This is a genomic window from Pseudomonas sp. Soil_N_39 (assembly GCF_057655955.1).
In genome coordinates this window covers 57,490-70,538 of sequence record NZ_JBDGLI010000002.1, presented here as the reverse complement: position 1 = coordinate 70,538, position 13,049 = coordinate 57,490, and the positions used below count along the sequence as shown (strand labels likewise).

Annotated in this window: 13 protein-coding genes; all 13 read right to left on the bottom strand. The window is 58.4% G+C overall.

The window, feature by feature from the left end:
• Positions 1 to 29: 29 nt before the first annotated feature.
• On the bottom strand, positions 30 to 1,406 hold the full coding sequence (atpD, locus tag AC3A5O_RS02685; RefSeq protein ID WP_003187186.1) for a F0F1 ATP synthase subunit beta: 1,377 nt from the start codon (positions 1,404 to 1,406) through the stop codon (positions 30 to 32).
• A 27-nt stretch (positions 1,407 to 1,433) separates the two neighbouring features.
• Positions 1,434 to 2,294 (bottom strand): F0F1 ATP synthase subunit gamma, encoded by an 861-nt coding sequence (gene atpG / locus AC3A5O_RS02680; protein WP_030139034.1) that lies wholly within the window; start codon positions 2,292 to 2,294, stop codon positions 1,434 to 1,436.
• A gap of 50 nt (positions 2,295 to 2,344) precedes the next feature.
• The gene (atpA, locus tag AC3A5O_RS02675; RefSeq protein WP_053126819.1) at positions 2,345 to 3,889 is read right to left on the bottom strand and encodes a F0F1 ATP synthase subunit alpha; all 1,545 of its coding nucleotides are present in this window, start codon (positions 3,887 to 3,889) and stop codon (positions 2,345 to 2,347) included.
• Positions 3,890 to 3,910: 21 nt separating this feature from the next.
• On the bottom strand, positions 3,911 to 4,447 hold the full coding sequence (locus tag AC3A5O_RS02670; RefSeq protein WP_122567678.1) for a F0F1 ATP synthase subunit delta: 537 nt from the start codon (positions 4,445 to 4,447) through the stop codon (positions 3,911 to 3,913).
• 12 nt (positions 4,448 to 4,459) lie between these two features.
• On the bottom strand, positions 4,460 to 4,930 hold the full coding sequence (locus AC3A5O_RS02665) for a F0F1 ATP synthase subunit B (protein WP_122567679.1): 471 nt from the start codon (positions 4,928 to 4,930) through the stop codon (positions 4,460 to 4,462).
• Between the two features lie 58 nt (positions 4,931 to 4,988).
• On the bottom strand, positions 4,989 to 5,246 hold the full coding sequence (gene atpE, locus AC3A5O_RS02660; protein ID WP_003097235.1) for a F0F1 ATP synthase subunit C: 258 nt from the start codon (positions 5,244 to 5,246) through the stop codon (positions 4,989 to 4,991).
• A gap of 130 nt (positions 5,247 to 5,376) precedes the next feature.
• Positions 5,377 to 6,246: a F0F1 ATP synthase subunit A gene (gene atpB / locus AC3A5O_RS02655; RefSeq protein ID WP_039593180.1), complete on the bottom strand. Its 870-nt coding sequence runs from the start codon at positions 6,244 to 6,246 to the stop codon at positions 5,377 to 5,379.
• Positions 6,247 to 6,262: 16 nt separating this feature from the next.
• Positions 6,263 to 6,670, bottom strand: a complete 408-nt coding sequence (locus tag AC3A5O_RS02650) for a F0F1 ATP synthase subunit I (protein WP_122567680.1) — start codon at positions 6,668 to 6,670, stop codon at positions 6,263 to 6,265.
• 148 nt (positions 6,671 to 6,818) lie between these two features.
• The gene (locus tag AC3A5O_RS02645; protein ID WP_060739912.1) at positions 6,819 to 7,691 is read right to left on the bottom strand and encodes a ParB/RepB/Spo0J family partition protein; all 873 of its coding nucleotides are present in this window, start codon (positions 7,689 to 7,691) and stop codon (positions 6,819 to 6,821) included.
• 9 nt (positions 7,692 to 7,700) lie between these two features.
• On the bottom strand, positions 7,701 to 8,498 hold the full coding sequence (locus tag AC3A5O_RS02640) for a ParA family protein (protein WP_003207100.1): 798 nt from the start codon (positions 8,496 to 8,498) through the stop codon (positions 7,701 to 7,703).
• Positions 8,499 to 8,516: 18 nt separating this feature from the next.
• Entirely contained in the window at positions 8,517 to 9,152 is a 636-nt protein-coding gene (gene rsmG / locus AC3A5O_RS02635; RefSeq protein WP_487752897.1) for a 16S rRNA (guanine(527)-N(7))-methyltransferase RsmG, read from the bottom strand.
• Between the two features lie 5 nt (positions 9,153 to 9,157).
• The gene (gene mnmG / locus AC3A5O_RS02630; protein ID WP_122567681.1) at positions 9,158 to 11,056 is read right to left on the bottom strand and encodes a tRNA uridine-5-carboxymethylaminomethyl(34) synthesis enzyme MnmG; all 1,899 of its coding nucleotides are present in this window, start codon (positions 11,054 to 11,056) and stop codon (positions 9,158 to 9,160) included.
• Positions 11,057 to 11,621: 565 nt separating this feature from the next.
• Positions 11,622 to 12,992 (bottom strand): tRNA uridine-5-carboxymethylaminomethyl(34) synthesis GTPase MnmE, encoded by a 1,371-nt coding sequence (gene mnmE, locus AC3A5O_RS02625; RefSeq protein WP_122567682.1) that lies wholly within the window; start codon positions 12,990 to 12,992, stop codon positions 11,622 to 11,624.
• Between the last annotated feature and the right edge of the window lie 57 nt (positions 12,993 to 13,049).

The window sequence follows — 13,049 nt, the reverse complement described above, 5'->3', positions numbered from 1 at the left end:
AAATTAGCGCCCGTTGCCGGGCGCCGGGATTACAGTTTCTTGGCTTTCTCGATCGCTTCTTCGATGCCGCCGACCATGTAGAACGCTTGTTCTGGCAGGTGGTCGTAGTCACCGTTGAGGATGCCTTTGAAGCCAGCAATGGTGTCTTTCAGGGAAACGTATTTACCCGAGGCACCGGTGAAGACTTCAGCCACGAAGAACGGCTGCGACAAGAAGCGCTGGATCTTACGAGCACGGTTTACCAACTGCTTGTCGGCTTCCGACAGCTCGTCCATACCCAGGATCGCGATGATGTCCTTCAGTTCCTTGTAACGCTGCAGCACGTACTGAACGCCGCGAGCGGTGTCGTAGTGCTCCTGGCCGATCACGTTCGGGTCCAGTTGGCGCGACGTCGAGTCCAGTGGGTCTACCGCTGGGTAGATACCCAGGGAAGCGATGTCACGGGACAGAACGACGGTGGCGTCCAAGTGGGCGAAGGTGGTCGCTGGCGATGGGTCGGTCAAGTCGTCCGCAGGTACGTATACCGCTTGGATCGAGGTGATCGAGCCTTGCTTGGTCGAAGTGATGCGCTCTTGCAGCACGCCCATCTCTTCAGCCAGGGTCGGCTGGTAACCTACTGCCGAAGGCATACGGCCCAGCAGTGCGGATACTTCGGTACCGGCCAGGGTGTAACGGTAGATGTTGTCGACGAACAGCAGAACGTCGTTACCTTCGTCACGGAACTTCTCGGCCATGGTCAGGCCGGTCAGGGCTACGCGCAGACGGTTTCCCGGCGGCTCGTTCATCTGGCCGTAGACCAGTGCCACTTTGTCCAGAACGTTGGAATCCTTCATCTCGTGGTAGAAGTCGTTACCCTCACGAGTACGCTCACCCACACCGGCGAACACGGAATAACCGCTGTGCTCGATGGCGATGTTACGGATCAGTTCCATCATGTTTACGGTCTTGCCTACACCGGCACCACCGAACAGACCCACTTTACCGCCCTTGGCGAACGGGCAAACCAGGTCGATAACCTTGATGCCGGTTTCCAGCAGTTCGTTGCCACCGGCCTGTTCAGCGAAGGTTGGCGCAGGACGGTGAATGCCCCAGCGCTCTTCGGTGTCGATCGGGCCAGCTTCGTCGATCGGGTTGCCCAGTACGTCCATGATCCGGCCCAGGGTCGCTTTACCGACCGGTACGGAGATGGCTGCGCCAGTGTTGTTGACGTCCAGACCGCGCTTCAAGCCCTCGGTGGAGCCCATCGCAATGGTACGAACCACGCCGTCACCCAGCTGCTGCTGAACTTCCAGGGTGGTTTCGGCGCCTTGAACCTTCAAGGCGTCGTAGATGCTCGGTACGCTGTCGCGTGGGAATTCCACGTCGATAACGGCGCCGATGATTTGAACGATACGTCCGCTACTCATAGCTGGATCCTCTGAATATTTGAACCGTTAAACCGCGGCAGCGCCGCCGACGATTTCCGAGATCTCTTGGGTGATCGCAGCCTGACGCGCCTTGTTGTAGATCAGCTGCAAATCGCTGATCAAATCACCGGCGTTGTCGGTAGCGTTCTTCATCGCGATCATCCGCGCCGCTTGTTCAGCTGCGTTGTTCTCGACCACCGCCTGGTAGACCTGCGACTCCACGTAGCGGACCATCAAGCCGTCAAGCAGCTCCTTGGCATCCGGTTCGTAGAGATAGTCCCAGTGGTGCTTGAGTTCCTGTTCCGGGGTCGCCACCAGTGGAATCAACTGCTCCACGGTCGGCTGTTGCGTCATGGTGTTGATGAACTTGTTGGATACCACGGACAGGCGGTCGATCCGGCCTTCCAGGTAAGCATCCAGCATCACCTTGACGCTGCCGATCAGGTCATTGATCGACGGTTCTTCACCCAGGTGGCTGATAGCAGCGACGACGTTACCGCCGAAGTTGCGGAAGAAAGCCGCACCCTTGCTACCGACCACGCACAGATCGATCTCGACGCCTTGTTCGCGGTTTACCGCCATGTCCTTGACCAGGGCCTTGAACAGGTTGGTGTTCAAGCCACCGCACAGACCACGGTCACTGCTCACCACAACGTAACCGACGCGCTTGACGGCGCGGTCGATCATGAACGGGTGGCGGTATTCCGGGTTGGCGTTGGCCAGATGACCAATCACCTGGCGGATGCGCTCCGCATAAGGACGGCTAGCAGCCATGCGCATTTGTGCCTTGCGCATTTTGCTGACCGCCACTTTTTCCATGGCGCTGGTAATCTTTTGCGTGCTTTTGATGCTCGCAATCTTACTGCGAATCTCTTTTGCGCCTGCCATGTAACACCTATCAGGTTAGCAAGCGGGAGCCTTGCGGCTCCCGCTGCGGCTTACCAGGTTTGGGTGGCCTTGAACTTCTCGATACCGGCCTTGAGGCCAGCGTCGATTTCGTCATTGAAGTCACCTTTAACGTTGATCTTGGCCATCAAATCGGCGTGATCGCGGTTGAAGAAAGCGATCAGCGCTTGTTCGAAGCTGCCGATCTTGGCGATTTCAATGTCAGTCAGGAACCCACGCTCAGCGGCATACAGCGACAGCGCCATGTCAGCGATCGACATCGGTGCGTATTGCTTCTGCTTCATCAGCTCGGTAACGCGCTGACCATGCTCAAGTTGCTTACGGGTCGCTTCGTCCAGGTCAGAAGCGAACTGGGCGAATGCCGCCAGTTCACGGTACTGGGCCAGGGCGGTACGGATACCACCGGACAGCTTCTTGATGATCTTGGTCTGAGCGGCACCACCCACACGGGATACCGAAACACCGGCGTTCACAGCAGGACGGATGCCCGAGTTGAACATGGCCGATTCCAGGAAGATCTGACCGTCGGTGATGGAAATCACGTTGGTCGGAACGAACGCGGAAACGTCGCCAGCCTGGGTTTCGATGATCGGCAGAGCGGTCAGGGAACCGGTCTTGCCAGTCACGGCGCCGTTGGTGAACTTCTCTACGTACTCTTCCGAAACGCGGGATGCGCGCTCCAGCAGACGGGAGTGGAGATAGAACACGTCGCCTGGGTAGGCTTCACGGCCTGGTGGACGGCGCAGCAGCAGGGAAATCTGGCGGTAGGCCACTGCTTGCTTGGACAGATCGTCATAAACGATCAGCGCGTCTTCACCGCGGTCGCGGAAGTATTCGCCCATGGTGCAACCGGAGTACGGTGCCAGGAACTGCAGTGCGGCCGATTCGGAAGCACTGGCGGCAACGATGATGGTGTTAGCCAGTGCACCGTTCTCTTCCAGCTTGCGAACCACGTTGGCGATGGTCGATTGCTTCTGACCGATTGCCACGTAGACGCAGAAGATGCCGCTGTTTTTCTGGTTGATGATCGCGTCGATCGCCAGAGCGGTCTTACCGATCTGACGGTCACCGATGATCAGCTCACGCTGGCCACGGCCGACAGGGATCATGGCATCGACAGCCTTGTAGCCAGTCTGTACAGGCTGGTCTACCGACTTACGCCAGATCACGCCTGGAGCAACTTTCTCGACCGCGTCGGTCTCGGTGTTGTTCAGCGGACCTTTGCCGTCAACAGGGTTACCCAGTGCGTCGACAACGCGACCCAGCAGTTCCTTACCAACCGGAACTTCGAGGATGCGGCCGGTGCACTTGGCGCTCATGCCTTCAGCCAACGTCGTGTACGCGCCCAATACCACGGCACCTACAGAGTCTTGCTCCAGGTTGAGGGCCATACCGTAGACGCCGCCCGGAAACTCGATCATCTCGCCGTACATGACGTCGGCCAGACCGTGAATCCGCACGATGCCGTCAGATACGCTGACGACAGTGCCTTCGTTACGGGCTTGGGAGGTCACATCGAGTTTGTCGATGCGGCCCTTGATAATTTCACTTATTTCGGAAGGATTGAGTTGCTGCATTGCTCTGCTGCCCCTTCAAACTCAAGATTTCAATGCTTCGGCAAGTTTCGCGATTTTGCCGCGAATCGAGCCATCGATAACCAGGTCGCCGGCGCGGATGACAACGCCCCCAATCAGGGACTTGTCTTCCTCGACTTGCAGGCGCACTTCCCGGTTGAGTCGTGCACTGAGAACCTTGGCGAGTTTGTCTTGCTGTTCTTGGTTCAATGCAAAAGCACTGGTGACTTCCACGTCTACCGATTTCTCTTGCTCGGCCTTGTACAGGTCGAAAAGAGCGGCGATCTCCGGCAGAAGCGGGAGACGGTCGTTTTCGGCAACGACATGAATGAAATTCTGTGCCTTGGCATCGAACTTGTCGCCGCACACGTCAATGAACGTGGCGGCCTTTTCTGCGCTCGTCAGTCGCGGGGCCTTGAGCACGCGCTGCATGGTGTCATCTTTCGACACCGCTGCTGCCAGGCCGAGCATGGCTGACCAATTGGCCAGTTGCTGGTGGGCCTGAGCGTGCTCGAAGGCCGCCTTAGCGTAAGGTCGGGCCAACGTGGTCAGTTCTGCCATGATCGCCCTCGCTTAGATTTCAGCAGCCAGTCGGTTAACCAGCTCTGCGTGCGCGTTTTGATCGATTGTGGCACCCAGGATCTTCGAAGCACCGCCAACGGCCAGGCTACCCACTTGGGCACGCAGCGCGTCTTTGACACTGTTGAGTTCCTGTTCGATCTCGGCTTGAGCCTGAGCCTTCACACGGTCAGCTTCGACGCGAGCCTGTTCACGGGCTTCGTCGACAATCTGGGTACCGCGTTTCTTGGCTTGCTCGATGATTTCAGCTGCCTGAGCCTTCGCTTCGCGCAGTTGCTGACCCACTTTCTCATGGGCCAACTCCAGGTCGCGAGCTGCACGGCTGGCAGCGTCCAGACCATCAGCGATCTTCTTTTGACGTTCGTGCAATGCCGCAATGACCGGAGGCCATACGAACTTCATGCAGAACAGTACAAAAATCAGGAACGCAACGGACTGGCCAATCAGGGTCGCATTAATGTTCACGCCAACACCTCGCAGTTACGTTGTCCATCACACCAATCTACTCGAGACATCCGAGTAATTAGCCAGCGATTTGACCAACGAACGGGTTCGCAAAGGTGAAGAACAGCGCGATACCAACACCGATCATGGTCACGGCGTCGAGCAGACCGGCCACGATGAACATTTTGACTTGCAGCATTGGAACCATTTCTGGCTGGCGCGCTGCGCCTTCCAGGAACTTACCGCCCAACAGGCCGAAACCAATTGCGGTACCCAGTGCGCCCAGGCCGATCAACAGTGCAACAGCGATAGCGGTTAGACCAACTACAGTTTCCATCTTTCCTCCCGACTTTTACGTCGTATGGTTTAGGTTTTTTAGATTAAAGCGGTAAAACAAATCGTTTCATGCCCTGGTCGGGCCCCTTCCCGTTTGACCGGGAAGGACATCAGACTAGTCGAGACTGGCCTTAATGGTTTTCTTCGTGCGCCATCGACAGGTAGACGATGGTCAGCATCATGAAGATGAACGCCTGCAGGGTGATGATCAGGATGTGGAACACAGCCCACGCCCACTGCAGAACTACACCCAGGCCGCTGAGCCACAGCAGGCCGCTGCCGAACATCACAGCGATCAGGATGAACACCAGCTCGCCGGCATACATGTTGCCGAACAGACGCAGTGCCAGAGAAATCGGTTTGGCGATCAGGGTCACGAATTCCAGCAGGAAGTTCACCGGGATCAGCAGCGCTTGAACCAGGATGTTCTTGCTGCCGAACGGGTGCAGGGTCAGTTCGCCGATGAAGCCGCCGATGCCCTTGACCTTGATGCTATAGAAAATGATCAGTGCGAAAACCGAGAACGCCATGCCCAGGGTCGCGTTCGGGTCGGTGGTCGACACGGCGCGGAATGGGATGTGTGCATCACCGGAGATCAGGATGGCCAGCTGAGGAATCCAGTCGACCGGTACCAGGTCGATGGCGTTCATCAGGAACACCCAGACGAAGATGGTCAGTGCCAGCGGTGCAATCACCGGGCTGCGGCCATGGAAGCTGTCTTTCACGCTGCCATCGACGAATTCGACCAGTACTTCAACGAAGTTCTGCAGTGCACCTGGCTGACCAGAGGTCGCCTTCTTGGCCGCCATGCGGAAAAGAAGAACGAAAATCAGGCCCAGTGCGACCGACCAGCCGAGGGTATCGACGTGGAAAGCCCAGAAGCCCATTTCCTTGGCTTCTGCTGCGGTGTGGGCAAAGCCCCAGCCGCCGTTGGGTAGCTGACCGAAGGTCAGGTTCTGCAAGTGGTGCTGGATATAGCCCGAAGCGGTTGTCTCTGCCATGGTTGCCTCAAACGCCCTAAGGTCTCGAAAGTCTTGTTCTCATTAGCAGGGGAGCGAACCAGCTGACCAGTTGGGTCAGCACGAAGACGCCGAATACAGCCAGCGGCGCCAATGGCTTCACACCTGCAAACGTCAGTGCAAACAGCACTGCCGTCAAAATCAGTTTCCCCGCCTCGCCGGCATAAAAAGACCGGACGATAGCCTGGGCTGCTCGGGCGCCGGAAAACCGAAAGGCCCTGTGAGCAAAGTAAATATTGGGAAGCAAGGCTATCAGGCCTCCGCAAAGTCCTGAGTATCCGGCGACGACTCCTTTCCATTGCCAGAGCGCCAATGCGGCGATCAGTACGACGGTGAATTGAGCCATCAGAACCGGGAAAACTGCCAGACGATGGAACGGCAAGCGGTTTGGCGTGCGGGTTTCCATCGCTTTTGCTCTCCAATAGTCGGCCGCCATAATTCAATAACTTGGCATAATTTGTGCCGACAAAATGCGCGCAGAGTATAGGGGCGGTTCTGCCCCTATTCAACTGCCAGGTAGTGATTTCCGACTGCGCGCTACAAGAGCAATTGTTTCAGCGAATGTGCGCAAGGACGCCTTGCAACTCATCGAGGGAGTTATAACCGATCACCAATTGGCCCTTGCCCTTCTTCCCGTGGCGAATCTGCACCGCAGAGCCCAGGCGCTCGGCCAGGCGTTGTTCGAGGCGGGCGATATCCGGATCGATCTTGGGGGCCTCGACAGGTGCCGGTTTGCCACTGAGCCACTGGCGAACCAGTGCCTCGGTCTGGCGCACGGTGAGGCCGCGTGCGACAACGTGTCGCGCCCCTTCAACCTGTTGATTTTCCGGCAAACCGAGCAATGCCCGGGCATGACCCATTTCCAGGTCGCCATGGGACAGCATGGTCTTGATGACTTCCGGCAACGCAATCAGGCGCAGCAGGTTGGCCACGGTCACGCGGGACTTGCCCACCGCCTCGGCGACCTGTTGCTGGGTCAGCTGGAATTCCTGCTGCAAGCGCTGCAGGGCCACGGCTTCCTCGATCGGGTTGAGGTCTTCACGCTGGATGTTCTCGATCAACGCCATGGCGATGGCCGTTTCATCCGGCACATCGCGGACCATCGCCGGGATGGTTTCCTGGCCAGCCTGCTGGCTGGCGCGCCAGCGACGTTCGCCGGCGATGATCTCGAAGCGCCCATTGGCGATCGGCCGGACCACGATCGGCTGCATCACACCCTGGCTCTTGATCGACTGGGCCAATTCTTCCAACGCCTGCGGGTCCATGTCTCGGCGCGGCTGGTATTTGCCGCGCTGGATCAGGTCCAGGGGCAGGTGCTGCAGCTCGCGCTGGTCGGCCTGTACGGCCTGTTCTTCCAGCGAGCTGACAGTCGGACCGCTGAGCAGTGCATCCAGTCCACGTCCGAGACCTCGTTTCTTGACGGCCATGGGGTTTCCTTAAGTTGGCTGGGCTGCAGCGGTGCGTGGGTTGCGGCGCTGACGGCGAACCATCTCGCCCGCCAGGGCCAGGTAAGCCAGCGCACCACGGGATTGTTTGTCGTAGGCCAGAGCCGGCATGCCGTAGCTCGGCGCTTCGGCCAGGCGGATGTTACGCGGGATGACGGTGTCGTAGAGCTGCTCGCCAAAGTGTTCCTTGAGCTGGGCCGAGACATCGTTCATCAGGCTCAGGCGCGGGTCGTACATGGTCCGCAACAGGCCTTCGACCTTCAGGTCCGGGTTCAGCAGTTCGGCGATTCGCTTGATGTTATCCACAAGGTCGCTCAACCCTTCCAGGGCGAAGTACTCGCACTGCATGGGGATAATGACCCCATCGGCGGCCACCAGGGCGTTGAGGGTCAGCATCGACAGCGATGGCGGGCAGTCGATCAGGATGTAATCGTAGTTTTCCCGGATCGGCGCCAAGGCGCTGCGCAGGCGGCTTTCCTTCATCTGCATTTCCAGCAGCACCACTTCGGCCGCCGTCAGGTCACGGTTGGCCGGCAGCAGTTGATAACCGCCATGTTCGGAGAAGTGCATGGCCTGGCCCAGATCGCATTCGCCGATCAGGACGTCGTAGATGGAGTTTTCCAAGCCATGTTTATCCACACCGCTGCCCATGGTGGCGTTGCCCTGTGGATCGAGGTCGATCAACAGCACCCGGCGCTTGGTCGCGACCAGGGATGCTGCGAGGTTGATGCAGGTGGTGGTCTTGCCCACACCACCTTTCTGGTTCGCTATCGCGAATACCTTAGCCATTCTTGCTTGTGTTCCCAATCATGCCGTGCGGCGCAGTATCAGCAGATGGCGTTGGCCTTGGCAACCGGGTACGGCCAAGGCGTGTTCGCTATCGAGGTGGAAGTCTGCCGGCAATGCTACCAGCTCATCGGCCGGATGAACGCCCTTCATTGCCAGCCAGCGCGTATCGGCGTCACCCAGGTGGCGAGTCCAGTTGCTGAAGTTTTCCATGCTGCTGAACGCCCGGGAGATGATCCCGTTGAACGGCTCGGCAGGCTGGAACGCTTCGACGCGGCTGTGGATAACTTGCAGGTTATCCAGTTTGGATTCGAGTTTGACCTGGGTCAGGAAGCGGGTCTTCTTGCCGTTGCTGTCCAGGCAGGTCACTTGCGAGTCGGGAAACAGGATCGCCAGCGGGATGCCCGGCATGCCACCGCCACTGCCGACGTCCAGCCAACGACCGTTTTCGATGAAGGACATCACGCTGAGGCTGTCGAGCAAATGCCGCGAGACCATTTCATCCGGATCGCGCACGGCGGTCAGGTTGTAGGCCTTGTTCCATTTGATCAACAGCGCCAGATAACCCAGCAATTGCGCGTGCTGGGCTTCGGTCAGGCTGACGCCGAGCTGACGGGCACCTGTGGATAACTCTTCAGCGTGTTGCGAGGTGACCATCGAACTCAAGCGCTTTGCTCCAACTGGCGGCCCGCGCCGCGTTTTTTCAAATGAATCATCAACAGGGAAATCGCCGCTGGCGTGACGCCGGGAATGCGCGAGGCCTGGCCCAGGGTCTCTGGACGGGTCGCGCCGAGCTTGCTCTGGATTTCTTTCGACAACCCGGAAATGCCGGTGTAATCGATATCCACAGGCAGCTTGGTGTCTTCGCTGGCGCGCAGGCGGGCGATTTCATCTTGCTGGCGGTCGATGTAACCGGCGTACTTGGTCTTGATCTCGACCTGTTCGGCCACTTGCGGATCTTCCGCGCCCTGGCCGGTGACTTCCACCAGCCCGGCGTAATCGATTTCCGGACGGCTCAAGAGGTTGAGCAGGTTGTATTCATGGGTCAGCGGAGTGCCGAATTTCGCCGCAATGGCATCGCCCTGCTCGGTACCGGGACGAACCCAGGTGCTTTTCAGGCGCTGCTCTTCCAGTTCGATACTCTCGCGTTTCTTGCAGAACGCGGCCCAGCGCACGTCATCCACCAGACCCAGCTCGCGACCTTTCTCGGTCAGGCGCAGGTCGGCGTTGTCTTCACGCAGGATCAGGCGATATTCAGCGCGGGATGTGAACATCCGATATGGTTCCTGGGTACCCAGGGTAATCAAGTCGTCCACCAGCACACCGATGTACGCCTCATCGCGGCGCGGGCACCAGGCTTCTTTGCCCTTGGCGAGCAGTGCGGCGTTGGCTCCGGCGAGCAAACCCTGGGCACCCGCTTCTTCGTAACCGGTGGTGCCGTTGATCTGCCCGGCGAAGAACAGACCGCCGATAGCTTTGGTTTCCAGGCTGTACTTCAAATCGCGCGGATCGAAGTAGTCGTACTCGATCGCATAACCCGGACGCACGATGTGCGCGTTCTCCATGCCACGGATCGATTGCACGATCTGCAATTGCACGTCGAACGGCAGACTTGTGGATATCCCGTTCGGATATAGCTCATGGGTGGTCAAACCTTCCGGTTCGATGAACACCTGGTGGCTTTCCTTGTCGGCAAAGCGATGGATCTTATCTTCGATCGACGGGCAATAGCGCGGGCCGACACCTTCGATTTCACCGGCAGCGGAATACATCGGCGAACGATCGAGGTTCGCCGCGATGATTTCGTGGGTGCGGGCGTTGGTGTGGGTGATCCAGCAACTGACTTGCCGTGGATGCTGTTCCTTGTTGCCCATGAACGACATCACCGGGATCGGCGTATCGCCAGGCTGCTCGGTCATCACCGAGAAATCCACGGACTTGCCGTCGATGCGAGGTGGCGTACCGGTTTTCAGACGCCCGACACGCAATGGCAACTCACGCAGACGGTGAGCCAGAGCAATCGACGGCGGATCACCGGCGCGACCGCCAGAAAAATTCTGCAAACCGATGTGGATAAGTCCGCCGAGGAAGGTCCCCGTGGTCAACACCACGGAATCGGCGAAGAAACGCAGGCCCATTTGCGTGACCACACCGCGGACCTGGTCCTGCTCGACGATCAGGTCATCGGCCGCTTGTTGAAATATCCACAGGTTCGGCTGGTTTTCCAGGATTTCACGGACAGCGGCTTTGTACAGGACTCGGTCAGCCTGGGCGCGAGTAGCGCGCACGGCCGGGCCTTTGCGGCTGTTCAATACGCGAAACTGGATACCACCCTTATCGGTGGCCATGGCCATCGCACCGCCAAGGGCATCGATTTCCTTGACCAGGTGGCTTTTGCCGATGCCACCAATGGCAGGGTTGCAGCTCATGGCACCGAGGGTTTCCACGTTATGCGTCAGCAACAGGGTTTTTGCCCCCATGCGTGCTGATGCAAGTGCTGCCTCGGTACCGGCATGACCGCCGCCGATGACGATCACTTCAAAACGGGAAGGGAAATCCACCACGCACCTCGTGCCTGCTTTATTCAGGTAATTCGGAAATAGGTTTTGAGTCTGGCCCTGGGCGTTTTTCGAGCCAGGTCGGCAAGTATAGGGACTTCGCCCTTTCTAAAGAACCCTTTGCACAAAATTTAACCAGCTGTGGAGAACTCGCGGTTAAAAAAATAAAAAAGAAAGAAATTTATAAAATCTTTGTTTTTATGTTTATTCTTACTGACCACGCTATCTGTGGATAAAGCTCTGTAGGCCTTATTTTTCAATATGTACAGAGATTCAAAACCCTGTGGTCATGTGCCAGTGAGGGGCTTGGATAACCGGTGTAAGCCTGTGGATGAATGAGGTGGTTATCCACAGAGACGGTTATCTTCAGTTTTGGAGGCCGCTTATCAACCGACCTCAATGGCAGTTATTCACAGGGCTTAATCCACAAAAACAGCCGCTACGAGGTCGCAGCAGCATCCACAGATAAGCCGCCATCAAGGGCAATCGGTTTAAAAAAGAGAGGAGGAACCGGGTTTGCGTTGCACTCGATTGGCTTTCGAGGACAAACCCGGTTGCAGAGGTGGGGCTATTTACCGATGCAGAAGCTGGAAAAGATCCGGCCCAGCAAGTCATCGGAGCTGAAGGCACCGGTAATTTCCCCCAGGGACTGTTGCGCCTGGCGCAGGTCTTCGGCCAACAACTCACCAGCCCCCGCCAAGGTCAGCTGCGCCCGACCGTGTTCCAGGGCTGCACTGGCATGGCGCAACGCTTCCAGATGCCGTCGGCGAGCGCTGAAGCTGCTTTCAGAGGTCTGCTCGTAGCCCATGCAGGCCTTGAGGTGCTCGCGCAGCAACTCCAGGCCTTCACCCGCCGACTTCGCGCTCAGGCTGATGGTTACGTGCCCGTCATCGCTGACGTCCAGGGCGATCGCTTCCCCAGTCAAATCGGCCTTGTTGCGAATCAGGGTGACTTTCGCCGGATCTGGACGGACCTCGAGGAATTCAGGCCATAAGGCAAAGGGATCGTCCGCTTCCGGCGCGGTGGCATCCACCACCAGCAATACCCGGTCGGCTTCACCGATGGCCTTGAGCGCCCGTTCGACGCCGATTTTTTCCACCTGGTCCTCGGTGTCGCGCAAACCGGCCGTGTCCACCACGTGCAGCGGCATGCCGTCGATGTGGATATGTTCACGAAGGATGTCCCGGGTGGTGCCGGCGATCTCGGTGACAATCGCCGCCTCGCGGCCGGCCAGGGCATTCAACAGGCTGGACTTGCCGGCATTCGGTCGTCCAGCGATCACCACAGTCATCCCGTCGCGCAACAAGGCACCCTGCCCGGCTTCGCGCAGTACTGTGGATAACTCATCGCGCACCTTATCGAGCATGCTCAGCACGTGGCCATCGGCGAGGAAGTCGATTTCCTCTTCCGGAAAGTCGATCGCCGCCTCGACGTAGATCCGCAGGCCGATCAATTGTTCGGTGAGGTTATGCACACGCTGGGAAAACGCTCCTTGCAAGGACCGCAATGCGTTGCGGGCGGCCTGGGCAGAACTGGCTTCGATCAAATCGGCAATCGCCTCGGCCTGGGCCAGGTCGAGCTTGTCGTTGAGGAAAGCCCGTTCGCTGAACTCACCCGGACGGGCCAGGCGGCAGCCCAGTTCAAGGCAACGTTTGAGCAGCATGTCCAGCACGATAGGACCACCGTGCCCTTGCAGTTCCAGCACGTCTTCGCCGGTGAACGAGTTTGGCCCTGGGAAATACAAGGCCAGCCCTTCGTCCAGCACCTGCTGGTCATCACTGAAAAACGGGCCGTAATGCGCGAACCGCGGCTTGAGTTCACGACCGCTGATTGCCTTGGCTGCGGCACTGGCCAAGGGCCCCGAAATACGGACGATGCCGACACCGCCGCGACCTTGGGCGGTGGCAACGGCGGCGATGGTTTCACGCGGTGCGCTCATAAACCGGTATCCAGACAAAAATGGCAGATAGCAAAACGCCCCACTAGGGGGCGTTTT